The following is a 24,876-nucleotide window of genomic DNA, read 5'->3' on the forward strand; positions in this document are numbered from 1 at the left end:
CACAGCACGATGAAGGAGACAGCCATGTTCCCCACCGCCATCGCGGGCAGCCTGCCCAAGCCGGCCTGGCTCGCCGAGACGCACAAGCTCTGGCCGCAATGGAAGGCGCAGGGCAATGAGCTGAAGCAAGCCAAAGCCGACGCGACGCTGCTCTGGATCAAGGCCCAGGAGGACGCCGGCCTGGACGTGGTCGGCGATGGCGAGCAATCGCGCCAGCATTTCGTGCACGGCTTTCTCGAGCAGGTCGAGGGCATCGACTTCGAACACAAGGTGGAGATGGGCATCCGCGCCGACCGTTACAAGGTCATGGTTCCGCAGGTGGTCGGGCCCCTGCGGTTGAAAGGGCGCGTGCATGAATTCGAGGCGCGGCTCGCGCGTGCCCACACGAAGCGCAAGCTCAAGTTCACCTTGCCGGGCCCGATGACCATCGTCGACACGGTGGCCGACCACTACTACGGCGACCGCGTGAAGATGGCTTTCGCCTTCGCGGAGCTCCTGAACCGGGAGGCGCTCGCGTTGCAGGCCGACGGCGTGGACATCGTCCAGTTCGACGAGCCGGCTTTCAACGTCTACATGAAGGACGCCGCCGACTGGGGCGTGAAGGCGCTGGAGCGCGCGGCGCAAGGGCTCACGTGCAAGACGGCCGTGCACATCTGCTACGGCTACGGCATCCAGGCGAACGTCGACTGGAAGAAGTCGCTGGGCGAGGAGTGGCGCCAGTACGAGCAGGTGTTCCCCGCACTCGCCAGGAGCAGCATCCAGCAGGTGAGCCTCGAGTGCTTCCATTCGCACGTGCCGCCGGAGATGATGAAGCTGCTGCGGGGCAAGGAGGTGATGGTCGGCGTGATCGACGTGGCGAGCGACGAGGTCGAGACGCCCGAGCAGGTCGCCGAGACGATAGGCACGGCGCTGCAGTTCGTGCCCAAGGACCGCCTGATCTGCTGCACCAATTGCGGCATGGCGCCGATGGACCGCGACATCGCGCTGCGCAAGCTCGAGGCGCTTGCCCAGGGCGCGCAGCTGGCGCGCGACAGGTGGGGGTCGTGACGGCGCGCCTGAACACGCGCGCGCTCGCCAATTTGCGGGGGACGCTGCAATCGCACATCGATCGCGGCCGCATTCCCGGTGCAATTGCCGTGGTCGCGCGCGCAGGGCAGGTGGAATTCTTCGAATGCCTCGGCCGCCTCGACCCGCAGGCCGGCAGCCCGATGCGCGAGGATGCCATCTTCCGCATCTACTCGATGACCAAGCCGATCGTCTCGCTGGCCGCGCTGATGCTGATGGAGGAGGGCGCGCTGCAGATGAACGATCCGCTCTCGAAGTTCCTGCCGGAGTTCGCGAACCCGAAGGTGGCCGTCGACAAGGGATCGTCCGTGCAACTGGTGGGGGCGAATCGCGAGGCAACGGTGCACGACCTGTTGCGCCACACCGCGGGCTTCACCTACGAATACCTCGGCAGCAGCGCCGCGCAGAAGCAGTACGACGCGGCCGACATCGCCAACCCTTCGCGCACGAACCGCGAGTTCTGCAAGGTACTCGCATCGATTCCGCTGCAGGACCAGCCCGGCGCCTGGTTCCAGTACAGCCGTGCCACCGACGTGCTCGGCGCCCTGATCGAGGTCGTGGCCGGGCAGACGCTGGGCCGCTTCCTCGCCGAACGCATCTTCGCGCCGCTCGGCATGAGAGACACGGCCTTCGGGGTGCCGAGCGAGGCCTGGGGCCGCGTGGCCGAGCCTTTCGCGACCGACCCCGACACCGGCAAGCCGGTCGAGATGATCGATGCGCGCATGACGCCGGCGTTCGAATCCGGCGGAGGCGGCCTGTTCGGCACCACGCCGGACTACGTGCGGTTCCTGCAGATGATGCGCAACGGCGGCTTGCTCGACGGGATGCGGCTCGTGTCGCGCAAGACCATCGAGTGGATGACGTCCGACCATCTCGGTGCCACGCCGGCGTACAACGACCTGCTGATCCCCGGCTACGGGTTCGGCCTCGGCGTCGCCGTGCGCACCCACACCGGCATGGCGCCGCAGCCGGGCTCTGTCGGCCAGTACTTCTGGAGCGGCATCGGCGGCACGTCCTTCTTCGTCGACCCGGCGGAAGACCTCTTCGCGATCCTGATGACACAGGCGCCGAACCAGCGGATCTTCTTCCGCAACATGTTCCGGCACCTGGTTTATGCGGCGGTGGACTAGCCGCGCGTCGTCACGCCCGCTTCAACTTGGGCTGCACGGGCGCGTCTTCGCCGGCCTTGCGCCGGCGCGCGCCGTTCAGGACAAGGACCCCGAAGCGGCGGCCATCTCACTCGCCCATCCGTGCAAACAGGGGTACAAAGGAGGGCCATGACACCTTCGAACCCCTCCGGTGAACCCCGCTGGAAGCACGACGGCGTGCGCGTCATCCCCGGCAACCAGCTCGACGCGAACACGGCGCAGACCCCGGGCATGGACCGCAAGGCGGCGATCAATTTCGCGCGCGTCGGCGCCCGGAAACTCTGGGCCGGCACCGTGCACATCCATCCCGACGCGAAGACCGGCGCGCATCACCACGGTCACCTGGAGAGCGTGATCTACGTCGTGAAGGGGCGCGCGCGCATGCGCTGGGGCGACCACCTGGAGTTCACTGCCGAGGCGGGGCCGGGCGATTTCATCTACGTGCCGCCGTACGTGCCGCACCAGGAGATCAACGCCAGCCCGACCGAGGTGCTCGAATGCGTGCTCTGCCGCAGCGACGGCGAGGCGGTGGCGATCAACCTCGATATCGAGCCGGCCGAGAAACCCGAACGCGTGTTGTGGGTCGATCCCACGCACCCCAAGGGCGGCGTGTAGTCGAAGACTGACTACACACGTGTTGGCGCTCTCCTACACGTGCTGGACGGGTTCCTTGGCTACAAGACGGGCTGATGGATCCCACCGACGACCTCGATCCCGAGCTCCCCGAAGTCCCTCCCACGCGTCGCGAATCCCTGGTCCCCGCACTGGCCGTCACGGCCGTCGCGGTGGTGGCGGTCGCCGCGGCAGTGATGGTGAAGCGGGCGGAGAACGATGCGCCGCGCGAGGCGGCGCTCGCTGCGCCTGGGCCGGTCGCCACGCAAAGCAGCGACGTCGTGAAGGCGCCACCGCTCACCGCGTCGGCGCAGGCGATGGGCGGCGCGGCGGCATGCAAGCAATGTGGCGTGGTGCAGATGGTCGTTGCCGTGAACGACAAGGGCAGCAAGCAGCCGCGCGGCTACCAGATGCACATCCGCATGGACGACGGCACGATGCGCACCATCGAGCAGCGCGGCGCCCTCGCCGCCGGATCGCGCGTGAGGGTCGAGGGCTCGACCGTCAAGCCGCTGTCGTGATCAGGTTTCGGCGACCTGCAGCACCAGCTTGCCGAAGTTCTCCCCGGAGAACAGCTTGAGCAGCGCCTCCGGGAAATTGTCGATGCCGCGCACGATGTCTTCGCGGCTCTTCATGCGGCCATCCTTCAGGTAGCCGGCCAGTTCGGCGACCGCCTGCGGGAAGCGATCGGCGTAATCGAACACCACCATGCCCTGCATGCGCGCGCGGTTCACCAGCAGCGACATGTAATTCTTCGGTCCCTGCACGGGCTGCGTGTTGTTGTACTGGCTGATCGCGCCGCAGATCACGATGCGCGCGCCGCGCGCGAGCTTCGCGAGCACGTGGTCGAGGATTTCGCCGCCCACGTTGTCGAAGTACACGTCCACGCCCTTGGGGCAATGCTCCTTCAGGCCGTCGCGCACGCTGCCGCCCTTGTAGTCGATGCAGGCGTCGAAGCCCAGCTCCTTCACCACCCATTCGCATTTGGCCGGGCCGCCCGCGATGCCGACCGCGCGGCAGCCCTTGATCTTCGCGAGCTGGCCCACGGTCTGGCCGACGGCGCCCGCCGCACCGGAGACCACGACGGTGTCGCCCGGCTTCGGTTGGCCGACGTCGAGCAGTCCGAAGTACGCCGTCATGCCGGGCATGCCCAGCACGTTGAGCCATTGCGTGACGCTGCCCAGCCGCGGATCGATCTTGAAGAGGCCCGCCTTGCGCACCTGGTCGGCTTCGATGGTGGCGTACTCCTGCACGCCGATGACCGCCGACACGAGGTCGCCCGCGGCGAACTGCGGATTCTTCGAGGCCATCACCTGGCCGATGCCGCCGGCGCGCATCACGTCGCCGATCCCGACCGGCTCGATGTAGCTCTTGCCTTCGTTCATCCAGCCGCGCATCGCGGGATCGAGCGAGAGCGCGAGTGCCTTGACGAGCACGCCGCCTTCGCCCGGCTCGCGCACCGGTTCGGTGGTGAACGACCAGACGTCGCGCGTGGGCAGGCCCACGGGGCGGCTGGCGAGGCGGACCTGGTGGTTGACGAGGGTGGCGATGGCGGTCATGGCAGGGCTCCTGGTGAGCTTGCGATGGTAAGGATGCTGACACTCCCGCGGGGTATCGAAGGTGACACTGCGAGCCCGGCCCCATTCATGCTGTAATGAAATGGATGGGGCAACGACTGAACTGCTGGAGGCCTTTCACGTGTCCGTGACTTCTGCCCTGAGCGGCACCATCGCCCCGTCGCGGGCGGCCTTGCAGGACCGGTTCGCGCAAGTTCGCGCGCGCACCCTCGCCCTGGCCGCACCGCTCTCGCCCGAGGACCAGTGCGTCCAGGCCATGTCCGACGCGAGCCCGACCAAATGGCACCTCGCCCATACGAGCTGGTTCTTCGAAGCCGTGGTGCTGCGCGAGTGCGCAAGCGGCTACCGGCCCTTCGATGAACGTTTCTTCCTGCTCTTCAATTCCTATTACGAGTCGCTCGGCCCGCGCCATCCACGGCCGGCGCGCGGCCTGCTGACGCGGCCCACGCTCGCCGACGTGCATCGCTACCGCGAGCATGTGGATGCGGCGATGCTGCATTTCATCGAAAGCGCCGAGGACGCCGACTGGGAAACCGCCGCGCCGCTGGTGGAGCTCGGCTTGCATCACGAGCAGCAGCACCAGGAGCTGATCCTGACGGACATGCTCTACCTGCTGTCCTGCAATCCGCTGCTGCCGGCGTACCAGCCGATGGAGGCGGCCGCGCTGCGCGTCGCGTCGCCACCGCAACCGCCGCGCTGGATCGCGATGCCCGGCGGTACCGTCTCGGTCGGCCATGCCGGCAAAGGCTTCGCGTTCGACAACGAGACGCCGCGCCACGACGTGCTGCTCGCGCCTTTCCGTGTCGCCGACCGGCTCGTCACCTGCGGCGAATACCTGGAGTTCATCGTGGACGGCGGCTACGAGCGCGCCGGCCTGTGGCTGTCCGACGGGTGGGCCGCTGTGCAGGCCGGCGTGTGGAAGCACCCGATCTACTGGATCGCACCGGATGATCCGCGCAGCCGCGCGTCGCACTGGCAGGCCTTCGGGCTGCATGGCGTGCGGCCGCTCGACTTCGCCGCGCCCGTGACGAACCTGAGCTTCTACGAGGCCGCGGCGTATGCGGAATGGGCCGGCGCGCGCCTGCCTACGGAATTCGAATGGGAAGCCGCCGCCAGCGCGGCGGGCCTGCAGGACATGCACGGGAGCGCGTGGCAGTGGACGCGCTCTTCGTACGATCCTTACCCGGGCTTCCGTCCGTTCGCCGGTGCGGTCGGTGAATACAACGGCAAGTTCATGATCGGCCAGGTGGTGCTTCGCGGCAGCAGCATCGCGACGCCCCCCGGCCATGCGCGCGACACCTATCGCAATTTCTTCCCGCCGGGCGCGCGCTGGCAGTTCTCGGGCCTGCGGCTCGCGAAGGACGGCGCATGCTGACGCGCGGCCAGATGCACGTGGAACCGGGCGACCGCAAGGCGACCGCGTCGAGCTTCGCCACGGACGTGCGCGCGATGCTGGCGTCGCGCCCGCGCAGCATCTCGCCCAAGTGGTTCTACGACGAGCGCGGCTCGCAGCTCTTCGACGCGATCTGCGAATTGCCCGAGTACTACCCGACGCGCACGGAGCTCGCCATCCTGACGCAGTACGCGTCCGAGATCGCCGCGCACATCGGGCCGCGAGCCGAGATCGTCGAATTCGGCGCCGGCTCGTTGCGCAAGATCCGCCTGCTGCTCCAGGCGATGGAGGCGCCGGCCCGCTACCTGCCGATCGACATCTCGGGCGAGCACCTCGCGCGCTGCGCGGCCGAGCTGCAGCGCGACCATGCGGGCCTGGACGTCCAGCCGGTCATTGCTGATTACACCCAGCGCCTGCTCTTGCCGGCCCCGCTGCCGCAGGCGGGACGGCGCATCGGCTTCTTCCCCGGCTCGACCATCGGCAACTTCACGCCGGAAGAAGCCCTTCATTTCTTCGTCGTCGCCGGGCAGGTGCTGCGCGGCGGTGCCTTGCTGCTCGGGGCGGACCTGGTGAAGGACCCGCAGGTGCTGCACGCGGCCTACAACGACGCACAGGGCGTGACGGCGGCGTTCAACCTGAACCTGCTGGCGCGCGCCAATCGCGAGCTCGGCACGAATTTCGACCTGTCGAAGTTCTGGCACAGCGGCTTCTACAACGCGCCGCTCTCGCGCATCGAGATGCACCTGGTCAGCCGGGAGCGCCACAGCGTCGAGTGGAAAGGCGAGCACTTCGACTTCGGCGAAGGCGAGGCGATCCACACCGAGAACTCGTACAAGTTCACCATCGAGGGCCTGCACGCGCTGGCGGTGCGCGCGGGCTTCAGGCCCGGTCCCGTGTGGACCGACGCCGACCGCCTGTTCAGCGTGCACTGGCTGCACGCGCCGGCCTGAAGGAGAGCGAGCGCATGAAAGCCACCTGGAACGGCGTCACCCTCGCCGAAAGCGACGACACGGTGGTCGTCGAAGGCAACCATTACTTCCCCGCGGGCGCGTTGAGGCGCGAATACGTCAGCTTCAGCAACACGCACACCGTGTGCCCGTGGAAGGGCACGGCCAGCTATTACTCGCTGCTGGTCGACGGCGAACTGAACCCGGACGCCGTCTGGTACTACCCCGACCCGAAGCCCGAAGCCGAGATGGTTCGTGACCGCGTGGCTTTCTGGAAGGGCGTGAAAGTGGAACCCTGAGGAGAGCGCATCATGGCCGATATCCTGGAAGTCGATGCGGCAATCGTCGGCGCGGGTCAAGCCGGGCCGGCCTTGGCCATCGCGCTCGCGCAGCGCGGCGAGAAGGTCGCGCTGGTCGAGGCGGCGCAGCTGGGCGGCACCTGCGTGAACAACGGCTGCACACCGACCAAGACCTTGCGCAAGAGCGCGCGCGTGGCCTGGATGGCGAATCACGCGGCGGAGTTCGGCGTGCACGTGGGCGAAGTGAAAGTCGATTTCGCCGCCGCCATGAACCGCATGCAGGACCGCGTCGATACCGCGCGCGCGGGCCTCGAGGCGTGGGTGGGCGGCACGAAGAACATCACCCTGGTGCGCGGCTGGGGCTCCTTCACCGGTGGCCAGGAGGGCGCGTTCGACCTCACCGCCGGCACGCAACCCATCCGCGCGAAACGCGTGTACCTCAACACCGGCACGCGCCCGTTCATCCCGCCGATTCCCGGCTTGACCGACGTGCCCTATCTCGACAATGACAGCCTGCTCAAGCTGCGCACGTTGCCGAGGAAGCTGGTCGTCATCGGCGGCAGCTACATCGGCCTGGAGATGGGGCAGATCTTCCGCCGCCTCGGGTCCGAGGTGACGGTGATCGAAACGGCGCCGCGCATCACTGCGCGCGAGGACGAGGACGTCACGTCCTGCATCGCGGCCTTCCTCGGGAAGGAAGGCATCCGCATCGTCGCGGGCCAGGCCGTGACGAAAGTCGAGAAGACGCGGGACGGCATCGCCGTGCAGGTGGGCAACGAACGCATCGAAGGCTCGCACGTGCTGGTCGCGACCGGCCGGCTGCCGAACTCCGAGAAACTGAACCTCGCGGCCGTGGGCGTGCAGACCGACCCGCGTGGCTACATCCCCACCAATGGCCGGCTCGAGACGAACGTGCCGGGCATCTGGGCGCTGGGCGACATCAACAAGCGCGGCGCGTTCACGCACACCAGCTACCACGACCACGAGATCGTGGTGGCGAACCATGGCGGCGGCAACCGCTCGGCCGAGGAACGCACCATGTGCTACGCGATGTTCACCGACCCGCCGTTCGCGCGTGTCGGCATGTCCGAGTCGGACGCGCGGGCCTCGGGCAAGCGCGTGCTGATGGCGAAGTTCGACATGAAGAACGTGAGCCGCGCGAAGGAAGAGAGCGAGACGATCGGCCTGGTCAAACTCCTGGTCGATGCGGACAGCGACAGGTTCCTCGGCGCGGCGCTGGTCGGGCTCAACGCCGACGAGATCATCCACGTCTTCACGAACTTCATGGCCGCGGGCGGCACTGCGCGGGCGATGAAGGAGGCGCTGCCGGTGCACCCCACGGTGGCCGAATTCTTGCCGACCATCCTGGGAAAGCTGAAGCCGCTAAGCTAGCGGCATGCAACTGCTCGCGCCGCACACCACCGACCCAGGGCAACTCGACGCCGCCATGCGCGAGCGCGGTTACGCCGTTCTCACCGTGCAGGCGGTGTGCGAACTCGCGGGCTGCACGCTCGAGGAGCTGATGGCCTTGCGTCCGAGCTGGGACGAGCTCGCGCCGGACAGGTACCTGAAAGACGGCGGCCATTACCGCAAGCGCCGCCACTCGTCGTATGTGGTGGAAGGTGACGGCGTGACCCTGGCGCCCCATCGCGCTCACTGGCAGCCGGTCGAATACAACGCCTTGCACGGCGGGATGCAGCGCTGGTTCGAGCCGGTGCTGCCGCGGGTCGCGCAGGCGCCGGCCTGGCTCGCGCTGCTGCGCTGGCTGGGCCGGGTGAGCTCGGCGCTCAAAGGCGCGCAGCCCTGGTTCGTCGAGGCGCACCAGTTCCGCATCGACACCGAAGGCGGCATCGGCCGCCCCACGCCTGAAGGCGCGCATCGCGACGGCGTCGACCTGGTCGCGGTTTTCCTCGTGGCGCGCGAGGGCATCAAAGGCGGCGAGACGCGCGTGTTCGAGGCCGAGGGTCCCCGCGGCGAGCGTTTCACGCTCACGCAACCGTGGTCGCTCCTGCTGCTGGACGACGAGCGCGTCATCCACGAATCGACGCCGATCCAGCCGGTGGGCGAGGGCGGCTGGCGCGACACGCTGGTGCTGACGTACCGCGCGGGCGGGTTCCAGGGCGGCTGAACTGCCCGGCGCGGCTCAGGCGAGTTGCGCGCGCAACTCCCTGAGCTTCTGCTTCAGGCGCCGCTCGTTGGCGACGCCCATGCGCACGAGGATCTTCTGGCCCGCGGTGAGCGACTCGAGCTGCGGGTCGACGTACTCGTAGCGCACCCAGGGCCGCGTCGACGGGATCGGTCCTTTCACTTCGGTCAATTGCACGCGGGGCGGGCGTTCGGGCTCGGGGGTGGCCAGCAGCAGGTCGATGACCTCGATCACGCGATCGTTGAGGTAGCGCTTGCCGAGGCCGAGCTCGCGCCAGGCCTGCTGCAGCAGCGGATACATCCGCCGGTACAAGGCGGCCGCCCGCTTCGCATCGACCGCGGTGGCCATCTGCACGAACGGCGCATAGCGCCTGGCGTTGGCCTGCGCGATCACCGTTCCTTCCGGGCCTTCTTCGACCGTGAATTGCCCCGGGGTCGGCTGCACCGGCCACACGGCGGAAGGCGCATGCGCGCGTCCGAGGTTGTCGACGGTGGCAGCGAAGCGCCGCGGGAAATCACTGGTCTGCATGAACGCGGCCACGGCGCGCGTACCGAGCAGCTCGACGAGCGCGGGGTCGATGTCGGCTGCGGACATCGGCCCTTCACTGGCCGTCTGGACCGGATGGCTCGGCTCCGATGCGGCCGAGGACGCGGGCTGCGCGGGGGCGACCGCGGGCGCGCTGGCCGCAACGATCGGCGGAGACGGGGCGGGCTGCCGCTCGGACCACCACCAGTAGGCGGCCGCGGCGCACGCCGCCGCCGCCGCGAGCGCGGCGATCCACGGCGCGATGCCGCTGCCCCGGCGCTGGAAGCGGCGGGCGCTTTCTTCGGGGTCGACCCGCAGGTCCTGATCGGGTGTCGGCATGGCCCTCTCCCGGTTGCAATTGATTTGTACAAATATAATCGATGCGATGCAGGGACCAACCCATGCGCACGGGCAGCCTCATGTCCTGCACGCGATCCGCAGGGACTTCGCCGACCGGCGGGAGTGGCTCGCGCGCAGCATCGTGCTCGCTTACGCGGCCCTGGCAGGCGCCAGCGTCGTCGCCTTCACCTGGTTGTGCGACCGTGCGCTGCACGCCTTCATGGCGCTGGAGCACTGGGAGCCGTTCGCCCCGTTCGTCTGGACGCCGCTGGTGTGCGCCGCGGTGGCCTGGGCCACCCGCAAGTTCTTCCCCGGCGCGGCCGGCTCGGGGATTCCGCAGATCATCGCCGCGCTCAGGCCCGAAGTTCCTTCGGCGCACCGCGGCCGCTTCGTCTCGCTGCGCCTGGCCGTGGCCAAGATCGTGCTCACCGCCACGGGGCTGCTGGGTGGCCTGGCGATCGGCCGCGAAGGCCCTTCGGTGCAGATTGCCGCAGGCGTCATGCTGCACGCGCGCCGCTGGCTGCCCCCGGGCGTGTCCATCAAGACGCACGGCCTGCTGGTGGCCGGCGGAGCTGCGGGGATCGCCGCCGCCTTCAACGCGCCGCTGGCCGGCGTGATGTTCGCCATCGAGGAACTCACGCCGCGCATCGAACAGCGCAGCAGCGGTCTCGTGGTCGCGGCCATCGTGCTGGCTGGCCTGATCGCGGTCTCCGTGTTCGGCAACTCCACCTACTTCGGTGTCATCAGGACGGCGCCGCTGCATGCGGCCTTCCTGCTCCCGGCCGCGCTGGTCGCCGCCGTGGCCGGGCTGACCGGCGGGGTGTTCTCGCGGCTGCTGCACGCGTCCATCGTCGGCGGCAGCGACATGTTCAGCGCGTGGAAGCGGCGCTACCCGGTGCGTTTCGCCGGCGGTTGCGGACTGGCGATCGCATGCATCGGCTGGGCCAGCGGCGGCGCGACCTTCGGCAGCGGCTACGACTTCACGAAGTCCCTGGTCGCCGGCCATGCGACGTTGCCGTTCCTCTATGTGACGCTGCGGTTCGCCGCCACTTGGCTCGCGGTGTGGTCGGGGGTGCCCGGCGGGCTGTTCGCGCCGTCGCTCGCGATCGGCGCGGGACTGGGCAGCGACGTCGCGCTGCTGTGCGGCAGCGACGCGCAGGCCCCCGCCCTGATCGCGCTGGGGATGGCCAGCTTCCTTGCCGCCATCACGCAGGCGCCGATCACGGCTTTCATCATCGTCATGGAGATGGTCGACGGCCATTCGATGGTGCTGAGCCTGATGGCGGCGGCGCTGCTGGCGAGCCTCATCGCGCGCTGGATCGCGCGGCCGCTCTATCCCGCGCTGGCGCTTGCCCAGATCGCGAGCCTGCCGGCGCAGCCCAGGGGAACGTAGCAGGAGGGAAATCCCCCATGTCCCAAATGCATTTGCCCAAATATGATGGGCGCTCTTCATCAGGGAAACCTTTTGGAGCCCCGCAACCCGGGGCTCCTTTTCTTAGTCCCGGATGTCGCCCGTCGGGTTCGAGCCGAAGTCCGGCCGCTCGAGATAGGCGATCACCTTTCGCGCCGCTTCTTCCGGCGACATCAGCACGCCCTGCTGCTTGATGCCCGTGAAGTAGCCGATGTCGGGGAACTGGCTCGGGTCGCTGCTGCGCAGCTGCAACTGCATGTCGGTATCGATCACGCCCGGCGCCAGCGAGCACACCCGCGCCGGGTTCGGCCGCTGCGCTTCCTCCAGCGCCACGCAACGCGTGAAGTGGTCCATGCCGGCCTTGGCCGCGCAATACAGCGCCTGCGAGGCCATGGCGCGCCGGCCGAGCCCGGACGAGATGTTCAGCACGCGGCGCCGTGCCTTCCACGCCTGGGTCGCACGCAGGAAGGACGAGGTGAGCAGCAGCGGCGCCTCGAGATCCACCCGGATCGCGTCCGCGAGCTCGTCGATCGGCAGCGCGGACAGGGGCGCGGCCTTCGGGATGAGTGCGGCGTTGTTGACCAGCGTGACGGATTCGTAAGGCTCTTCGGCCCTTTCCTTCAACCAGGTTTCCAGCCGCCCGGCGGCGACCGACGGGTGCGCGAGGTCCTGCGGCCACTGCTCGCATGCAACGCCGCGCGCTGTCGCGCGCTCATCGAGCTCCCCGCTGGTTTTGCGGGAGATGCACAGCAGGTCGTGGCCGCCATCCATGAGTTGCTGCGCGATCGCGTGGCCCATGCCGCGCGATGCGCCCGTGATGACCGTGAGGTGTCGTGCCATGTCGTCGTTTCAGGTGGCGATGATGATCGGGAATTGCGCATGCATGCCGTCCGTGCCGGGTGCGAAGGGCACGGTGACGGCGTTGCAGTCGTCGGGGCCCAGGCTGCGCCACAGGCCGTCACGCGCGTTGTGCGGGTCGCCTTCGACGTACAGCTGGGTGGTGAGCAGCTCGCGGTTGGCGAGCTTCACCTTGAAATGAATGTGCGGCGTGCGCCCGGTGTAAGGCGCCGGCCGGATGGTGTGGAAGCGCCAGGCGCCGTTCCTGTCGGCAACCACGCGGCCGAATCCCTGGAATGCCGGGTCGGCCCGGCCGCGGTCGCCCGGGTGGTGGTAATGGCCCGACTCGTCGCATTGCCAGATCTCGACCTGCGCGCCGGCAAGAGGCTGGCCTTGCAGGTCGGTCACCGTCCCTTCGACCCACGCGGGCTGGCCCTGGGTGTATTGCAGCGCGCCGTTGCGCAACAGGTCCCCGTCGCTGTCCTGCGGCAGCGCGACCGGGTAGAACGGCCCTTCGGTCTGCGCCGGGGTCGGCCGACGCGCGGGCGCGGATTGGGCGCGGGCGATGCCCCAGATCCATGGCAACGCCACGAGCGCGGCGGCTTCGCGCCGGCGGATGTTCGACCGTGCCATCGCGGCTCCTTTCCTAAAACGGCGCGGCACTCACGAAGCCCAGCAGTTCGCCGGTTGCGGGATGCGCGAGTTCCAGCCGCGTGGCATGCAGCATAAGCCGCGCCGCGCGATCCTGCACGGCGGGCGGCGCGTAGAGCGCATCGCCGAGGATGGGGTGGCCGATCGCCTGCAGGTGCACGCGCAACTGGTGCGAACGGCCCGTCACGGGCTCGAGTTCCACGCGCGTCGTGTCGCTCGCCGTGTCGTACGCCATGACGCGCCAGAGCGTGCGGCTCGGCTTGCCGTTCAGCGCGTCCACCTTCTGTCGTGGCCGGTTCGGCCAGTCGGCGACGAGGGGCAGGCCGATGGCGCCTTGTCCCTCCATGCGCCCGGCGACCAGCGCGACATAACGCTTGGCCACCTCGCGCCCGGCGAAGGCCATGCTCAAGGCCCGCTGCACCCGCGCCCCGCGCGCCATCAGGAAGAGGCCCGAGGTTGCCATGTCGAGACGATGCACGATGTGCGCATCCGGGAACACCTGCTGCGCGCGCGCCGAGAGGCAATCCTGCTTGTCGGCGCCGCGGCCGGGCACGGCCAGCAGCCCCGCCGGCTTGTCGAGCACGACGAGGTGATCGTCGGCGTGGAGCACCGGCAAGCCGGCCGTCCCGGCTCTTCCGGATAATCCGGCGATGAGCCCGCTTTCAGCCATTCCCCTGTCGCTGCAGACCATCCTGCTGCTCGTTGCGTCCAATGTGTTCATGACGGTGGCGTGGTACGGCCACCTGAAGTTCTTCAAGTCCGGCTCGCCATGGTACGTGGTCGCCGTCGTGAGCTGGGGCATCGCCCTGTTCGAATACCTGCTGCAGGTGCCGGCCAACCGCATCGGCTTCCTCGAGGCGGGCTACAGCGTCGCGCAGCTGAAGATCCTCCAGGAAGTGATCACACTCGGCGTCTTCGCCCCCTTCGCGGTCTTCGTGCTCGGCCAACCCATGAAGCTCGACTACCTCTGGGCCGGCCTGTGCATGGTCGGCGCCGTGTACTTCATGTTCCGTGGCTGACTCGGCCAGTTACACTCGCCCGCATCCGACCAGGAGACAGTCATGTTCTTTGCCAAGCTGCTGCCGCGGGAAGGCAATTTCTTCGAGATGTTCAACCAGCACGCCGACCGCATCGTGGAGGCGGCGCGTGCGTTCGCGCAGCTGGTGGCCAACTACAACGACCCGCACCTGCGCGAGCAGTACAACCGTGACGTCGACAACGCCGAGCGCGCCGCCGACCGGGTGACGCACGAGGTCAACCGGCTGATCCACAAGACCTTCATCACGCCGATCGACCGCGAGCAGATCCACACGCTGATCAACACGATGGACGACGTCGCCGACCTGATCCAGGACTCGGCCGAGACGATGGCCCTCTACGACGTGCGGCACATCACCGAGGAGATCGCGCGCCTGACGGACCTCTCGGTGCGTTGCTGCGACCGATTGAAGGAAGCCGTCTACATGATCGGCAAACTGGGTGATTCGGCCACGGCGGAAGCCGCGCTCAAGACCTGCGAGGAGATCGACAAGCTCGAATCGGACGCCGACCGCGTGATGCGCTCCGCCATGAGCAAGTTGTTCCGGGACGAGCCCGACGTGCGCGAGGTGCTCAAGCTCAAGGCGATCTACGAGCTGCTCGAGACGATCACGGACAAGTGCGAGGACGTCGCCAACGTGATCGAAGGCATCATCCTCGAGCATTCCTGATGCAGGCGACCCTCGGCCTCGTGGTCATCCTGGTGGTGATCGCCCTGCTGTTCGACTTCATGAACGGCTTCCACGACGCCGCCAACTCGATCGCCACCGTGGTCAGCACGGGCGTGCTGCGGCCGTTCACGGCCGTGGCGGTGGCGGCGCTCTTCAACTTCGTCGCCTACGCGTTGTTCGGGCTGAACGTGGCCGCCACGGTGGGCAAGGGCATCGTCGATGCGAACGTGGTCGACGTGCACGTCGTCTTCGGTGCGCTGATCGGCGCGATCGTGTGGAACGTGCTCACGTGGATGTGGGGCATCCCGAGCAGCTCGTCGCACGCGCTGATCGGCGGCATCGTCGGCGCCGTGATGGCCAAGGCGGGCGCCAGCCACCTGGTCGCGGCCGGCATCTGGAAGACGGTGCTGTTCATTTTCCTGTCGCCGCTGCTCGGGTTCGTGCTCGGCTCGCTGATGATGCTGGTCGTGTCGCACCTGTTCCGGCGCACGCCGCCCTCGCGCATCGACCGCTGGTTTCGCCGCCTGCAGCTGGTTTCCGCCAGCGCCTACAGCCTGGGCCACGGCGGCAACGACGCGCAGAAGACGATCGGCATCATCTGGATGCTGCTGATCGCCACCGGCTACCTGGAAGGCACGGCCAAGCACCCGCCGCTGTGGGTCGAGCTCTCCTGCTACACGGCGATCGCGCTCGGCACCATGTTCGGCGGCTGGCGCATCGTCAAGACCATGGGCCAGAAGATCACCAAGCTCAAGCCGGTGCACGGCTTCTGCGCGGAGACGGGCGGCGCCATGACGCTGTTCCTCGCGTCCGCGCTGGGCATCCCGGTCTCGACCACGCACACCATCACCGGCGCGATCGTCGGCGTCGGCTCGACCCAGCGCGCGAGCGCCGTGCGCTGGGGCGTGGCGGGCAACATCGTGTGGGCGTGGATCTTCACGATCCCCGCCAGCGCCTTCGTCGCCAGCATCGCCTACTGGGCCAGCCTGCAGATGTTCTAGGCCTCGATGCGCGGCGGGTTCGGGTGGACCCGCGCCATCGAGAAGCTGTCGACGTAGCGGCCGTTCTTGAGGGAGTAGCCCTTGTGCCGGCCTTCCTCGACGAAGCCGAGCGAGGCATAGAGCGCCTTCGCCCGCTCGTTGTCGGCGTGCACGTGAAGCTCGATGCGCAGCACCTGGCCCCAGTTGTCGGCCCACTCGATCGCAGCGGCGAGCAGCTTGCGGCCGATGCCGCGCCCCTGCCAAGGCGACGCGACGAACAGCCCCAGGCTGCGCACATGGGCCCGCCGCAGGCCCGGCCCCGACAGGTGCAATCCCGCCATGCCGACGATCTCGCCATCCGCGACCGCGACCAGGCGGCATTCCCGCGCCTCCACCTTCTGGTGGTATTCCAGCCGCGAGGCGTTGGGCGCGTAGGGCGTCTGCAGCAAGCCCTCGTACACGCCCTCCTGGCCGAGCAGGGCGGCGAGTGTTGCGGCGTCTTCCGGTTCGGCGCTGCGGATGGTGATGGTGGCGGCGTCCATCTGAATCAATCTACCGAAGGGCTCGTTCCGCGTGAAATGCGGAATTCGCATGGAGCGATGCGTGCGGGGCTCGCGTCAGGCGCGATGGTTGGTCACCCACGCAGGGTTGGCGGTCGGGGAGGGCTTTTCGCAGGGCCATTCGCGTACCCCAGCGGACGGTTCTGGCGCGATGGGGGCGGGAGGGCGTAGTCTCAAGACGACGCGATGGTTGTCGCGAGCGTGTCCCGGAGAAAAGTCCTCCCCGACCGCCGACCCGGAACAAAGGCCACAAGGGTCAGGCCCGCAACGACAGACTATTCGCTGATCTTCCGCCCTTCCTCGACCTGGTACTCGAAGTAGCGCTGGAAGCTGTACGCGATGCTCGCCATCAGGCAGCCGGTGCCGATCATCAGCGAGAGCACGATCGCGCCGATGGTGAACCAGTTCGTCGCACCGGCCACGTGGTCGGCGGGCACGCCGGGGTTGAACTTCGCGTTCCATTCCTCGCGCGTCTTCAGGCCGTAGACGATCGCGGTGAGCGCGCAACCGGCGATGTTGAAGCCGAGGAGCGGGATCAGCACCCAGCTCCACGGATCGTCCAGGCCGTATTGCTGCACGCGCGCGATGCCGTAGAGCCCAAGCAGCGTCGGCACGGGCAACAGCCAGCCGAGCCCGTCGGCGAAGCCGCGCAGGTAGAAGCGGTGCAGGCCCAGGGGGCCGCCGAGGAACGCGAGCCAGGCCGCGAAGGTCTTGTTCTTCATGCGGCGGCTCCGGGCGGCGTCGTGTCGCCCCTGCCGATCGCCTTTTCCATGATGACGATGTCCAGCCAGCGCTCGAACTTCCAGCCGCAGGACTTGATCGCGCCGGCGTGCGTGAAGCCGAGCGAGCGGTGCACGCCGATCGAACCCGCGTTGGCGGAATCGCCGATCACGGCGATCAGCCTGCGTATGCCCGCCGCCTCGGCCTGCTTCTCCAGTTCGGCGAGGAGCCGCTTGCCCCGCCCCCTGCCGGCCGCGTCCGGGTGCATGTAGATCGAATCTTCCGCCGAGAACCGGTAGGCCGGCCGCGGCTTGAACCACTGGCAGTACGCGTAGCCCAGCACCTGGCCGCCGTCCTCGATCACGAGATAAGGCAGGCCTTTCGCGAGCACGTCGGCGCGGCGCGCGGCCATCTCGGCTTCCGTCGGCGGCGTGGTCTCGAAAGTACCCGTGCCGTTCAGCACGTGGTGGGCGTAGATCGCGGTGATCGCGGGCAGGTCGGAGTCGCGGCTGGGACGGATCGAACTCATTGTTGGCAGGAAGGCTATAATGGCGGGCTTCCCAGCGTGTCGCTGGCCGGGTGGCCGAAGCGCGTGTCTCAACGCTGGTGGAAATCGACGGAAGGCTCTTGCGGAGCCTTTCGACACCACCCAAGGATAAATCATGGTCGTGATTCGACTCTCCCGCGGCGGCGCCAAGGCCCGCCCGTTCTTCAACATCGTCGTGGCGGACAAGCGCACGCGCCGTGACGGCCGCTTCATCGAGCGCATCGGTTTCTACAACCCGATCGCGACCGAGAAGGAAGAAAGCATCCGCATCGCGCAGGACCGCCTGACCTACTGGAAGGGCGTCGGCGCCCAGGCCTCGCCCACCGTCGAGCGCCTCCTGAAGCAAGCCGCCGCCAAGGCACCCGCCGCGGCCTGAGCCCGATGCCCGGCCGCCCTCCAGCCGAGCTTCCGGCGGGCCTGGAGGCGACCGAGCTGCCGCCCGATGCCGTCGAAGTCGGCCGCATCGCCGACGCCTGGGGCGTCAAGGGCTGGTTCAAGGTGATCCCCCACAGCGCTTCGCCCGAAGCGCTTTTTTCTTCCCGCCGCTGGTGGCTGCAGCCGTCCGGGAAAGGCGCGAAAACCTTTTCGGGCACGGCGCTGCTGCGCATCCGCGAGACGAAAGAGCATTCCGATTCGCTGGTCGCCCTGGCGCATGAGGTGGAAGACCGCGATGCGGCCGAACTCCTGAAGGGCGCGCGCATCTTCGTGCCGCGATCGAGCTTCCCCACGGCCGGCGACGACGAGTACTACTGGGTCGACCTGATCGGCCTCGATGTCGTCAACCGCGAAGGCCTGGCGCTCGGACGGGTGACGGATCTCATGGCGACCGGCCCGCAGACGGTGCTGGTGCTGGACTACGAGCAGGACGGCAAGCGAGCCGAGCGCATGATCCCCTTCGTTTCGAGCTACGTCGACAAAGTGGACCTGGCCGCGAAGACAATCACGGTGGACTGGCAACCCGACTACTGAGATGCGCTTCGACGTCGTCACGCTGTTCCCCGAGTTGTTCGCGCCGTTCCTGGCCTCGGGCGTGACGCGACGTGCGTACGAGGCCAGGCTGGTCGACGTGCGGCTGTGGAACCCGCGCGACTTCGCGGAAGGCAATTACCGGCGCGTGGACGACCGACCCTTCGGCGGCGGGCCGGGCATGGTGATGATGGCCGTGCCGCTGGCGAAGTGCGTGGAAGCGATCCGCGCCGAACGTGGCGACAAGGCGCCGGTCGTCCTGTTCTCGCCGATCGGCAGCAAGCTCGACCATTCCGGCGTCGAGGCCTGGTCTGCGAGCGAGGGGGCCGTCCTCATCTGCGGCCGTTACGAGGGCGTGGACCAGCGCTTCGTCGATCGCTATGTGGACGTACAGCTGAGCCTGGGCGATTTCGTGCTCTCCGGCGGCGAGATCGCGGCGATGGCCTTGCTCGATGCGGTCGCGCGCCTGCAGCCGGGCGTGCTGGGCGACGAGGACAGCCACCAGTTCGACAGCTTCAACCCGGCGCTGGACGGCCTGCTGGACTGCCCGCACTACACGCGGCCCGAGGATTGGGAAGGGACCCGGCCGCCGGCCGAACTGCTCTCCGGCCACCACGCCCAGATCGAGCGCTGGCGGCGCGAACGGCGGCTGGAGATCACGGCCCGCCACCGGCCGGACCTGATCGCGGCCGCCCGGGCGCAAGGGCGGCTCACCCGGACGGACGAGGCCTTCCTGGCCGGCTTGCTATAATCCCCGGTTCCCCGATCCTCTGCCCGGCCGCGGATTCCAGCACTTTCGAGTCTGACGAAACCGCCCCTTGCGTAGCGCGGGCACGATCGACTGAGGCAACCATGAACCTGATCCAGACCCTCGAGCAAGAGGAAATCGCCCGCCTGGGCAAGAAGATCCCCGAGTTCGCCCCCGGCGACACGGTGATCGTCAGCGTGAACGTCGTCGAAGGCAACCGCAAGCGCGCGCAGGCCTACGAAGGCGTGGTGATCGCCAAGCGCAACCGCGGCCTGAACAGCGCCTTCACGGTGCGCAAGATCTCCAGCGGCGAAGGCGTGGAGCGCACGTTCCAGACCTACAGCCCGCTGATCGCCGGCATCGAAGTGAAGCGCCGCGGCGACGTGCGCCGTGCCAAGCTGTACTACCTGCGCGAGCGTTCGGGCAAGTCGGCGCGCATCAAGGAAAAGCTGGCGCACCACAACAAGGCCGCTGCCGCCGAATAAGGCGCCGCACCCGGGCCGAACCGCCGCCAGCGTTCGCGCTGCGGCGGTTTTTGCTTTCTGGACCGCATGACCACCAAACCCGCACCGATCCCCGAGAACGCCGTCCCCCTGTCGAAGCTGCCGCACTTCGACCCGCGCGAGGTGGCCGTGGACGGGATCGACACGCACCTGCCCGCCGTGGCCGCCGCGTCGCTCACGCCCGCGGCCTTGCGCGCGCGCTTCGCGAGCCCGCCGGCGTGGGAGCCGGAGGTGTGGGCCGAGCGTTACTTCACCGAGCGCCAGCCCGCGCAGGCTTCGGTGCTGGTGGGGATCGTCACGCGCGAGAAGCCCACGCTGATCCTGACCGAGCGCACCACGCACCTGTCGACGCATTCGGGCCAGGTGGCCCTGCCCGGCGGCAAGCGTGACGACACCGACCGCGACGCCGCGCACACGGCCGTGCGCGAGGCGCAGGAGGAGGTCGGGCTCGATCCGGCCCACGTCGAGGTGATCGGCACCCTGCCGATCTACACCACCGGCACGCGCTTCATCATCACGCCGGTGGTGGCGCTGGTCGACCCGTCGCACGAAATCCAGCCCAATCCGCACGAAGTGGCCGATGCCTTCGAGGTGCCGCTGGAGTTCCTGATGAACCCGGCGCACCATCACAGGCACCATTACGACGCCGACGGCATCCGGCGCGACTGGTTCTCCATGCCCTACATGGACGGCGCCACCGAGCGCTTCATCTGGGGCGCGACCGCGGGAATGCTGCGAAATCTCTACCGCTTCCTCGTGGCGTAGGGATTTATCATCTTCTCATGTCCTTCTTCTCCATCCTGTTCGCATTCCTGATCGAGCAGGTTCGGCCGCTGGCGCGCCACAACCCGATCCACGCGATGCTGCGGGCGTGGGCGCGCTGGACCAGCATCAATTTCGACGCGGGCAAGCCGCAACATGGCTGGGTAACCTGGGCGCTGGCGACCCTGGGTCCGGCGTTGGCCGCAAGCGGCATCTACTGGCTGCTGGTGTACTTCGCCGGCTGGCCGTTCGCCTTCGCGTGGACGGTGGTCGTGCTCTACGTCACGCTCGGCTTTCGCCAGTTCAGCCACCACTTCACCGATATCCGCGACGCGCTCGACGCGGGCGACGAGCAGCGCGCCCGCGAGCTGCTCGCGCAATGGCAGCAGGTCGATGCGGGCGAGCTGCCCCGCAGCGAGATCGTTCGGCACGTGATCGAGTACTCGGTGCTCGCCGCGCACCGCCACGTGTTCGGCGTCCTGGCCTGGTTCTCGGTCCCCGCGGCATTCGGCCTGGGCCCCGGCGGCGCGGTGTTCTACCGCATGAGCGAATTCGTCGTGCGCTACTGGAAGCACCGCGCGAGCACGCAGGCGCAACCCGCCAGTCCCGCCTTGCAGCACGCCGCCGCGACCGCATGGAAGACCATCGACTGGCTGCCCGCCCGCGCGACCGCGCTGGCCTTCGCGGTGGTCGGCAGCTTCGAGGACGCGGTCGACTGCTGGCGCAACTACGCGCAGCGTTTCCCCGACGACAACGACGGCGTGATCCTCGCCGCGACCTCGGGCGCGGTGAACGTGCGGCTGGGCGGCGAGTCGCTGCCGTCGGCTTTCTCGCCCGCTAACTCGCAGAGCTTCACCGCGTCCGGTGAGCGCGTGGTGGACGCGACCGAGAGCACGCCGGGCCGTGAAGCTGAAGTCGGCCACCTGCGCAGCATCGTCGGCCTGGTGTGGCGCTCGGTCGTGCTGTGGATGGTGCTGCTGGCGCTGCTCACGCTGGCTCGCCTGCTCGGGTAGGAGGCTGGGCCGCCCAGCCTCCTAGTACCGCGGCGGCTGCGAGAGCTCCTCGAACAGGTCCTGGTAGATCCGGTGGCGCGAGGGCGCGATGCCTTCGGGCGAATCGCCCACGGCCGCGATCACCGCGCAGCCCGGCTCGTGCCGGTGCGTGCAGTTGTAGAAGCGGCACTGCCCGAGGTGTGCGCGCAGGTCCGGCATCAGTTCGGCCAGGTGCTGCGGCTCGATGTGGTGCAGCCCGAATTCCTGGAAGCCCGGTGAGTCGATCAGCGCCGTGGTGCGCTCGGCATCGACCCAATACAGCGTGGTGGTCGTCGTGGTGTGCCTGCCGGAGCTGAGGGCGCGCGAGATCTCGCCGGTTTGCGCCGTCGCCGTGGGCACCAGCGTGTTGATCAAGGTGCTCTTGCCCGCACCGGAGGGGCCCAGTACCAGCGTGGTCTTGCCGCGCAGGTGCTCGAGCAGCTTCGCGCGATCGACGTCCTTCGACAGCCGCAGCGACAGCGGCAGCACGCCGTAGCGCATGCGCTGGTAAGGCAGCAGCCGCGTCCAGGCGCGTTCGAAGGCGTCGACGAGGTCGCTCTTGTTCAGTGCAATCAGGGGCTGGATGCGTTCGGCCTCGGCGGCGATCAAGGCGCGCGCGAGCTGGTGTTCCGAGAACTCGGGTTCGGCCGCGAGCAGGACCAGCACCTGGTCCAGGTTGGCCGCGAACGACTTGGTACGGATCTCGTCCTGGCGGTAGAAGAGGTTGCGACGCGGCTCGATGGCGTCGATCACGCCTTCGTCGTGCGACTCGCTCCACTGCACGCGGTCGCCCACCACGGCCTCGCTTTTCTTGCCGCGCGGATGGCAGATGAGGCGGCTGCCGTCCTCCTTCTCGACGAGGAAATGGCGCCCGTGGCTCGCGACCACCCGTCCCGCAAGCCGTCCGCTCACGCGAGCAGCGCGTCGACCCGCGACGCGCATTCGAAATCGGTTTCCGTCAGGCCCTGCACGTCGTGCGTGGCGAACCGCACGATGCAGCGGGCGTAGTGGACCGCGAGCTCGGGGTGATGGTCTTGCGTGTGGGCGATGAAGGCCACCGCGTTCACGAAGGCGATCGTCTCGTGGTAGTTCGCGAAAGTGAAGGTCTTCTCGATCGCGACGTCGGGCCCGGTGCCCGTGAGCTGCCAGCCCGGCGCGGTCGTGAGGCGCGAGACGACCTCGGTCGGCGTGAGCGCGCGGCGCGGCAGCAGCGACCAGTCCTTCTTGGGCATCATCGAAGTGGCCATTCAGCCTCCGCACGGCCGCCCGAAGGAGGCTGAGGCCCCCTCGGGGGGCAGCGCACTGCACGAAGTGAGAAGCGCGGGGGCACACATGACTAGGCTCCCATTCTTGCCAGGCGCTCGGACGCGGGCGGGTGCGAGTAGTAGAACTTCACGTACCAGGGGTCGGGCGTGAGCGTCGACGCGTTGTCTTCGTACAGCTTGAGCAGCGCCGCCGCGAGGTCATGTCCGCTCGCATGTTCGACCGCGAAGGCGTCAGCTTCGAACTCGTGCTTGCGCGAGAAGCGCGCCATCACCGGCGACACGAAGAAGGTGAACACCGGCACGGCCAGCATGAACAGCAGCAGCGCCAGCGCGTCGTTCGGCCCGTCGAGGTTGGGGCGAACGCCCAGGCCCGTGTAGAACCAGGCCTGCTGCGAGAGCCAGCCGAGCAGCGCGAAGCCGGCCAGCGACAGCGCGAGCCCCGACGCCATGCGCTTGATGATGTGGCGGCGCTTGAAGTGGCCCAGCTCGTGCGCGAGCACCGCTTCCATCTCGCTGGACGACAGCTGCGCGAGCAGCGTGTCGAAGAACACCACGCGCTTGTTGGTGCCGAAACCGGTGAAAAAGGCATTGGCATGCGCGCTGCGCTTGCTGCCGTCCATCACGAACAGGCCCTTGGCCGCGAAGCCACAGCGTTCCATCAGGCGCGTCACGCGGGCCTTGAGCTCCTCGTCCTGCAGGGGCGTGAACTTGTTGAACAGCGGCAGGATGAAGCGCGGTGCGATCCACATCACCAGCAGCTGCCAGCCCGCGACGATCGCCCAGGCGTACAGCCACCAGAGCCCGCCGCCCGCATGCATGAGCCACAGCACGACCCACAGCAGAGGCAGGCCCAAGGCGACGCCGAGCACGAGGCCCTTCACCAGGTCGACCAGCCACAGCCTGAATGTCATCTTGTTGAAGCCGAAGCGCTCCTCGATGACGAAGGTTTCGTACAGCGTGAACGGCAGATCCAGCGCGCCGCTGATCAGCACGAAACCCGCCACCACGGCCAGTTGCTGACCCATTCCGGGGCCGACCCAGCCCAGCAGCAGGCGATTGAGCGCGTCGAGGCCGCCCAGCAGTGTCCAGCCGAGCAGCACGGCGGCGGCGAACGCCATCTCGAGCATGCCGAAGCGCGTCTTCGCGACCGTGTAGTCGGCGGCCTTCTGGTGCGCGGCGAGCGGCACCTTCTCGCGGAAGGGTGTCGGCACGTCGTCCCGGTGCGTCGCCACGTGCCGCACCTGCCGCGAAGCGAGCCAGAACTTGACGGCCAGGCTCGCCAGCAGGAACGCGGCGAATGCCAGAGTCATGAGTTCCGAATCGTTCATCCGGGGAAGTTTAGGCCATCGGCGACAATCGCTGGCCATGACGGACAACACGCTGCCTGCCGCACCCACGCTCGCCAAGAGCGACCAGAACCTGGTCTGGATCGACTGCGAAATGACGGGGCTGGACCCCGAGAGCGATCGCCTGCTCGAGATCGCGGTGATCGTCACCGGGCCGGACCTCATGCCGCGGATCGAAGGGCCCGTACTGGTGGTCCACCAGAGCGACGCGCAGCTCGACAAGATGGACTCGTGGAACAAGGGCACGCACGGCAAGAGCGGCCTGATCGACAAGGTGAAGGCATCGACGATGACCGAGGCGCAGGCCGAGGAGCAGCTGATCGCCTTCATCGCGCAGTACGTGCCCAAGTCCGGCTCGCCCATGTGCGGCAACACCATCGGGCAGGACCGGCGCTTCCTCGTGAAGTACATGCCGAAGCTCGAAGCCTGGTTCCACTACCGCAACCTGGACGTGAGCACGCTCAAGGAGCTCGCCAAGCGCTGGCGCCCCGACATCTACAACTCGTTCAGGAAGCAGCAGGCCCACACGGCGCTGGCCGACGTGAACGAATCGATCGACGAACTGCTGCACTATCGCGAGCACTTCCTGAGACTGGCCGCGGAAACGCCACCAGCAGGAAATCCGTGAATCTGCGATAATCCGCCTTTCGCCGCAAAAGAAGCGGCTTTCGCGCATCTGACCTTCACTCACCCGGTCCCATGAAGGGGCCACGGCACCGCAGTTATTACGCGCGTGCCGGCAGTCGTTTGATGGTTGATGTTCTCTTCCAACCATCGATGACAGCGCAG

31 protein-coding genes are annotated in these 24,876 nt (G+C 68.1%); 20 read left to right on the top strand and 11 right to left on the bottom strand.

Annotated features, from left to right (window positions below):
- Positions 1-24 precede the first annotated feature (24 nt).
- From AC3EF3_RS05065 to AC3EF3_RS05080, 4 genes are all read left to right on the top strand, one after another.
- The gene (locus AC3EF3_RS05065; protein WP_488531063.1) at positions 25-1,047 is read left to right on the top strand and encodes a methionine synthase; all 1,023 of its coding nucleotides are present in this window, start codon (positions 25-27) and stop codon (positions 1,045-1,047) included.
- Positions 1,044-2,195, top strand: coding sequence for a serine hydrolase domain-containing protein (locus AC3EF3_RS05070; RefSeq protein WP_488531064.1), 1,152 nt, complete (start codon positions 1,044-1,046; stop codon positions 2,193-2,195). Before AC3EF3_RS05065 ends, AC3EF3_RS05070 begins: the two co-directional genes overlap by 4 nt.
- A 147-nt stretch (positions 2,196-2,342) precedes the next feature.
- The gene (locus AC3EF3_RS05075) at positions 2,343-2,828 is read left to right on the top strand and encodes a cupin domain-containing protein (RefSeq protein ID WP_488531065.1); all 486 of its coding nucleotides are present in this window, start codon (positions 2,343-2,345) and stop codon (positions 2,826-2,828) included.
- Between the two features lie 74 nt (positions 2,829-2,902).
- Positions 2,903-3,346 carry a hypothetical protein gene (locus AC3EF3_RS05080; RefSeq protein ID WP_488531066.1) on the top strand — a complete coding sequence of 148 codons (444 nt, stop codon included), beginning with the start codon at positions 2,903-2,905 and terminating at the stop codon, positions 3,344-3,346.
- On the opposite strand, the gene AC3EF3_RS05085 is transcribed toward AC3EF3_RS05080, so the two are convergent.
- Positions 3,347-4,384 carry an NADP-dependent oxidoreductase gene (locus AC3EF3_RS05085; protein ID WP_488531067.1) on the bottom strand — a complete coding sequence of 346 codons (1,038 nt, stop codon included), beginning with the start codon at positions 4,382-4,384 and terminating at the stop codon, positions 3,347-3,349. It abuts the gene before it with no gap.
- A 100-nt stretch (positions 4,385-4,484) separates the two neighbouring features.
- On the opposite strand from AC3EF3_RS05085, the gene egtB reads away from it, so the two are divergent.
- Genes egtB through AC3EF3_RS05110 form a run of 5 tightly spaced genes read left to right on the top strand, consistent with a single transcriptional unit; the run spans position 4,485 to position 9,169 of the window.
- Entirely contained in the window at positions 4,485-5,777 is a 1,293-nt protein-coding gene (egtB, locus tag AC3EF3_RS05090; protein WP_488531068.1) for an ergothioneine biosynthesis protein EgtB, read from the top strand.
- The gene (gene egtD / locus AC3EF3_RS05095) at positions 5,771-6,745 is read left to right on the top strand and encodes an L-histidine N(alpha)-methyltransferase (protein ID WP_488531069.1); all 975 of its coding nucleotides are present in this window, start codon (positions 5,771-5,773) and stop codon (positions 6,743-6,745) included. The genes egtB and egtD overlap by 7 nt, the downstream gene beginning before the upstream one ends.
- 14 nt (positions 6,746-6,759) lie before the next feature.
- On the top strand, positions 6,760-7,041 hold the full coding sequence (locus AC3EF3_RS05100; RefSeq protein WP_488531070.1) for a DUF427 domain-containing protein: 282 nt from the start codon (positions 6,760-6,762) through the stop codon (positions 7,039-7,041).
- 12 nt (positions 7,042-7,053) lie between these two features.
- On the top strand, positions 7,054-8,433 hold the full coding sequence (locus AC3EF3_RS05105) for a mercuric reductase (protein ID WP_488531071.1): 1,380 nt from the start codon (positions 7,054-7,056) through the stop codon (positions 8,431-8,433).
- Positions 8,434-8,437: 4 nt separating this feature from the next.
- Positions 8,438-9,169 carry a 2OG-Fe dioxygenase family protein gene (locus tag AC3EF3_RS05110; protein WP_488531072.1) on the top strand — a complete coding sequence of 244 codons (732 nt, stop codon included), beginning with the start codon at positions 8,438-8,440 and terminating at the stop codon, positions 9,167-9,169.
- A gap of 15 nt (positions 9,170-9,184) precedes the next feature.
- Here the strand turns inward: AC3EF3_RS05110 and AC3EF3_RS05115 are convergent, their stop codons facing one another.
- Positions 9,185-10,051 carry a DUF3014 domain-containing protein gene (locus tag AC3EF3_RS05115; RefSeq protein ID WP_488531073.1) on the bottom strand — a complete coding sequence of 289 codons (867 nt, stop codon included), beginning with the start codon at positions 10,049-10,051 and terminating at the stop codon, positions 9,185-9,187.
- Between the two features lie 46 nt (positions 10,052-10,097).
- On the opposite strand from AC3EF3_RS05115, the gene AC3EF3_RS05120 reads away from it, so the two are divergent.
- Positions 10,098-11,444: a chloride channel protein gene (locus tag AC3EF3_RS05120; RefSeq protein ID WP_488531074.1), complete on the top strand. Its 1,347-nt coding sequence runs from the start codon at positions 10,098-10,100 to the stop codon at positions 11,442-11,444.
- Between the two features lie 102 nt (positions 11,445-11,546).
- Here the strand turns inward: AC3EF3_RS05120 and AC3EF3_RS05125 are convergent, their stop codons facing one another.
- From AC3EF3_RS05125 to AC3EF3_RS05135, 3 genes are read right to left on the bottom strand one after another with little or no spacing between them, the layout of a single operon-like run.
- Positions 11,547-12,302 (bottom strand): SDR family NAD(P)-dependent oxidoreductase, encoded by a 756-nt coding sequence (locus AC3EF3_RS05125; protein ID WP_488531075.1) that lies wholly within the window; start codon positions 12,300-12,302, stop codon positions 11,547-11,549.
- A gap of 9 nt (positions 12,303-12,311) precedes the next feature.
- The gene (locus AC3EF3_RS05130; protein ID WP_488531076.1) at positions 12,312-12,932 is read right to left on the bottom strand and encodes a dioxygenase family protein; all 621 of its coding nucleotides are present in this window, start codon (positions 12,930-12,932) and stop codon (positions 12,312-12,314) included.
- Positions 12,933-12,945: 13 nt separating this feature from the next.
- On the bottom strand, positions 12,946-13,620 hold the full coding sequence (locus AC3EF3_RS05135) for an RluA family pseudouridine synthase (protein WP_488531077.1): 675 nt from the start codon (positions 13,618-13,620) through the stop codon (positions 12,946-12,948).
- Between AC3EF3_RS05135 and AC3EF3_RS05140 the strand changes: the two genes are divergently transcribed.
- The 3 genes from AC3EF3_RS05140 to AC3EF3_RS05150 are packed head-to-tail and all read left to right on the top strand — an operon-like array spanning position 13,601 to position 15,660.
- Positions 13,601-13,969 carry a DMT family protein gene (locus AC3EF3_RS05140; protein WP_488531078.1) on the top strand — a complete coding sequence of 123 codons (369 nt, stop codon included), beginning with the start codon at positions 13,601-13,603 and terminating at the stop codon, positions 13,967-13,969. The genes AC3EF3_RS05135 and AC3EF3_RS05140 overlap by 20 nt on opposite strands.
- A 42-nt stretch (positions 13,970-14,011) precedes the next feature.
- The gene (locus AC3EF3_RS05145; protein ID WP_488531079.1) at positions 14,012-14,659 is read left to right on the top strand and encodes a DUF47 domain-containing protein; all 648 of its coding nucleotides are present in this window, start codon (positions 14,012-14,014) and stop codon (positions 14,657-14,659) included.
- Positions 14,659-15,660 (top strand): inorganic phosphate transporter, encoded by a 1,002-nt coding sequence (locus AC3EF3_RS05150; protein WP_488531080.1) that lies wholly within the window; start codon positions 14,659-14,661, stop codon positions 15,658-15,660. The genes AC3EF3_RS05145 and AC3EF3_RS05150 overlap by 1 nt, the downstream gene beginning before the upstream one ends.
- Here the strand turns inward: AC3EF3_RS05150 and AC3EF3_RS05155 are convergent.
- The 3 genes from AC3EF3_RS05155 to AC3EF3_RS05165 all read right to left on the bottom strand — a co-directional run bounded on the left by AC3EF3_RS05155 (position 15,657) and on the right by AC3EF3_RS05165 (position 17,448).
- Positions 15,657-16,181: a GNAT family N-acetyltransferase gene (locus tag AC3EF3_RS05155; RefSeq protein WP_488531081.1), complete on the bottom strand. Its 525-nt coding sequence runs from the start codon at positions 16,179-16,181 to the stop codon at positions 15,657-15,659. The two genes, AC3EF3_RS05150 and AC3EF3_RS05155, sit on opposite strands and share 4 nt — an antisense overlap.
- A gap of 293 nt (positions 16,182-16,474) precedes the next feature.
- Positions 16,475-16,921: an NINE protein gene (locus AC3EF3_RS05160; protein WP_488531082.1), complete on the bottom strand. Its 447-nt coding sequence runs from the start codon at positions 16,919-16,921 to the stop codon at positions 16,475-16,477.
- Positions 16,918-17,448, bottom strand: coding sequence for a GNAT family N-acetyltransferase (locus tag AC3EF3_RS05165; protein WP_488531083.1), 531 nt, complete (start codon positions 17,446-17,448; stop codon positions 16,918-16,920). Before AC3EF3_RS05165 ends, AC3EF3_RS05160 begins: the two co-directional genes overlap by 4 nt.
- A gap of 133 nt (positions 17,449-17,581) precedes the next feature.
- On the opposite strand from AC3EF3_RS05165, the gene rpsP reads away from it, so the two are divergent.
- The 6 genes from rpsP to AC3EF3_RS05195 all read left to right on the top strand — a co-directional run bounded on the left by rpsP (position 17,582) and on the right by AC3EF3_RS05195 (position 21,458).
- Positions 17,582-17,842 (top strand): 30S ribosomal protein S16, encoded by a 261-nt coding sequence (rpsP, locus tag AC3EF3_RS05170; RefSeq protein WP_488531084.1) that lies wholly within the window; start codon positions 17,582-17,584, stop codon positions 17,840-17,842.
- 5 nt (positions 17,843-17,847) lie between these two features.
- Complete coding sequence (gene rimM, locus AC3EF3_RS05175; protein ID WP_488531085.1) at positions 17,848-18,435, top strand: ribosome maturation factor RimM; 588 nt, start codon at positions 17,848-17,850, stop codon at positions 18,433-18,435.
- A gap of 1 nt (position 18,436) precedes the next feature.
- A complete protein-coding gene (gene trmD / locus AC3EF3_RS05180) occupies positions 18,437-19,183 on the top strand; it encodes a tRNA (guanosine(37)-N1)-methyltransferase TrmD (RefSeq protein ID WP_488531086.1) in 747 nt (248 codons plus the stop codon).
- 101 nt (positions 19,184-19,284) lie between these two features.
- On the top strand, positions 19,285-19,665 hold the full coding sequence (gene rplS / locus AC3EF3_RS05185) for a 50S ribosomal protein L19 (protein WP_488531087.1): 381 nt from the start codon (positions 19,285-19,287) through the stop codon (positions 19,663-19,665).
- Positions 19,666-19,731: 66 nt separating this feature from the next.
- Complete coding sequence (locus AC3EF3_RS05190; protein WP_488531088.1) at positions 19,732-20,448, top strand: CoA pyrophosphatase; 717 nt, start codon at positions 19,732-19,734, stop codon at positions 20,446-20,448.
- Positions 20,449-20,465: 17 nt separating this feature from the next.
- Positions 20,466-21,458, top strand: a complete 993-nt coding sequence (locus tag AC3EF3_RS05195; protein WP_488531089.1) for a CobD/CbiB family protein — start codon at positions 20,466-20,468, stop codon at positions 21,456-21,458.
- A 21-nt stretch (positions 21,459-21,479) separates the two neighbouring features.
- Here the strand turns inward: AC3EF3_RS05195 and rsgA are convergent, their stop codons facing one another.
- The 3 genes from rsgA to AC3EF3_RS05210 form a co-directional block, all read right to left on the bottom strand.
- Entirely contained in the window at positions 21,480-22,418 is a 939-nt protein-coding gene (gene rsgA / locus AC3EF3_RS05200; RefSeq protein ID WP_488531090.1) for a ribosome small subunit-dependent GTPase A, read from the bottom strand.
- Complete coding sequence (locus AC3EF3_RS05205; RefSeq protein ID WP_488531091.1) at positions 22,385-22,723, bottom strand: 4a-hydroxytetrahydrobiopterin dehydratase; 339 nt, start codon at positions 22,721-22,723, stop codon at positions 22,385-22,387. Before AC3EF3_RS05205 ends, rsgA begins: the two co-directional genes overlap by 34 nt.
- 89 nt (positions 22,724-22,812) lie before the next feature.
- The gene (locus AC3EF3_RS05210) at positions 22,813-24,069 is read right to left on the bottom strand and encodes a M48 family metallopeptidase (RefSeq protein WP_488531092.1); all 1,257 of its coding nucleotides are present in this window, start codon (positions 24,067-24,069) and stop codon (positions 22,813-22,815) included.
- A 37-nt stretch (positions 24,070-24,106) separates the two neighbouring features.
- Here AC3EF3_RS05210 and orn point away from each other — a divergent pair, with 37 nt between their 5' ends.
- Positions 24,107-24,715 (top strand): oligoribonuclease, encoded by a 609-nt coding sequence (orn, locus tag AC3EF3_RS05215; RefSeq protein WP_488531093.1) that lies wholly within the window; start codon positions 24,107-24,109, stop codon positions 24,713-24,715.
- The last annotated feature ends 161 nt before the right edge of the window (positions 24,716-24,876 follow it).

The sequence above is a fragment of the Ramlibacter sp. GS1-15 genome (assembly GCF_057785015.1).

Bases quoted from the DNA above. Each gene is read 5' to 3' on its own strand.
- AC3EF3_RS05100 (WP_488531070.1), top strand. From the start codon at position 6,760: ATGAAAGCCACCTGGAACGGCGTCACCCTCGCCGAAAGCGACGACACG.
- AC3EF3_RS05155 (WP_488531081.1), bottom strand. From the start codon at position 16,181: ATGGACGCCGCCACCATCACCATCCGCAGCGCCGAACCGGAAGACGCC.
- AC3EF3_RS05205 (WP_488531091.1), bottom strand. From the start codon at position 22,723: ATGGCCACTTCGATGATGCCCAAGAAGGACTGGTCGCTGCTGCCGCGC.
- AC3EF3_RS05145 (WP_488531079.1), top strand. From the start codon at position 14,012: ATGTTCTTTGCCAAGCTGCTGCCGCGGGAAGGCAATTTCTTCGAGATG.
- AC3EF3_RS05085 (WP_488531067.1), bottom strand. From the start codon at position 4,384: ATGACCGCCATCGCCACCCTCGTCAACCACCAGGTCCGCCTCGCCAGC.
- rsgA (WP_488531090.1), bottom strand. From the start codon at position 22,418: ATGCGCGTCGCGGGTCGACGCGCTGCTCGCGTGAGCGGACGGCTTGCG.
- AC3EF3_RS05125 (WP_488531075.1), bottom strand. From the start codon at position 12,302: ATGGCACGACACCTCACGGTCATCACGGGCGCATCGCGCGGCATGGGC.
- AC3EF3_RS05075 (WP_488531065.1), top strand. From the start codon at position 2,343: ATGACACCTTCGAACCCCTCCGGTGAACCCCGCTGGAAGCACGACGGC.
- AC3EF3_RS05140 (WP_488531078.1), top strand. From the start codon at position 13,601: ATGAGCCCGCTTTCAGCCATTCCCCTGTCGCTGCAGACCATCCTGCTG.
- AC3EF3_RS05160 (WP_488531082.1), bottom strand. From the start codon at position 16,921: ATGAAGAACAAGACCTTCGCGGCCTGGCTCGCGTTCCTCGGCGGCCCC.
- AC3EF3_RS05130 (WP_488531076.1), bottom strand. From the start codon at position 12,932: ATGGCACGGTCGAACATCCGCCGGCGCGAAGCCGCCGCGCTCGTGGCG.
- rimM (WP_488531085.1), top strand. From the start codon at position 17,848: ATGCCCGGCCGCCCTCCAGCCGAGCTTCCGGCGGGCCTGGAGGCGACC.
- AC3EF3_RS05115 (WP_488531073.1), bottom strand. From the start codon at position 10,051: ATGCCGACACCCGATCAGGACCTGCGGGTCGACCCCGAAGAAAGCGCC.
- AC3EF3_RS05165 (WP_488531083.1), bottom strand. From the start codon at position 17,448: ATGAGTTCGATCCGTCCCAGCCGCGACTCCGACCTGCCCGCGATCACC.
- AC3EF3_RS05110 (WP_488531072.1), top strand. From the start codon at position 8,438: ATGCAACTGCTCGCGCCGCACACCACCGACCCAGGGCAACTCGACGCC.
- AC3EF3_RS05195 (WP_488531089.1), top strand. From the start codon at position 20,466: ATGTCCTTCTTCTCCATCCTGTTCGCATTCCTGATCGAGCAGGTTCGG.
- AC3EF3_RS05190 (WP_488531088.1), top strand. From the start codon at position 19,732: ATGACCACCAAACCCGCACCGATCCCCGAGAACGCCGTCCCCCTGTCG.
- AC3EF3_RS05065 (WP_488531063.1), top strand. From the start codon at position 25: ATGTTCCCCACCGCCATCGCGGGCAGCCTGCCCAAGCCGGCCTGGCTC.
- rpsP (WP_488531084.1), top strand. From the start codon at position 17,582: ATGGTCGTGATTCGACTCTCCCGCGGCGGCGCCAAGGCCCGCCCGTTC.
- AC3EF3_RS05080 (WP_488531066.1), top strand. From the start codon at position 2,903: ATGGATCCCACCGACGACCTCGATCCCGAGCTCCCCGAAGTCCCTCCC.
- trmD (WP_488531086.1), top strand. From the start codon at position 18,437: ATGCGCTTCGACGTCGTCACGCTGTTCCCCGAGTTGTTCGCGCCGTTC.
- AC3EF3_RS05135 (WP_488531077.1), bottom strand. From the start codon at position 13,620: ATGGCTGAAAGCGGGCTCATCGCCGGATTATCCGGAAGAGCCGGGACG.
- AC3EF3_RS05120 (WP_488531074.1), top strand. From the start codon at position 10,098: ATGCAGGGACCAACCCATGCGCACGGGCAGCCTCATGTCCTGCACGCG.
- AC3EF3_RS05150 (WP_488531080.1), top strand. From the start codon at position 14,659: ATGCAGGCGACCCTCGGCCTCGTGGTCATCCTGGTGGTGATCGCCCTG.
- orn (WP_488531093.1), top strand. From the start codon at position 24,107: ATGACGGACAACACGCTGCCTGCCGCACCCACGCTCGCCAAGAGCGAC.
- rplS (WP_488531087.1), top strand. From the start codon at position 19,285: ATGAACCTGATCCAGACCCTCGAGCAAGAGGAAATCGCCCGCCTGGGC.
- AC3EF3_RS05210 (WP_488531092.1), bottom strand. From the start codon at position 24,069: ATGAACGATTCGGAACTCATGACTCTGGCATTCGCCGCGTTCCTGCTG.
- egtD (WP_488531069.1), top strand. From the start codon at position 5,771: ATGCTGACGCGCGGCCAGATGCACGTGGAACCGGGCGACCGCAAGGCG.
- egtB (WP_488531068.1), top strand. From the start codon at position 4,485: ATGGATGGGGCAACGACTGAACTGCTGGAGGCCTTTCACGTGTCCGTG.
- AC3EF3_RS05105 (WP_488531071.1), top strand. From the start codon at position 7,054: ATGGCCGATATCCTGGAAGTCGATGCGGCAATCGTCGGCGCGGGTCAA.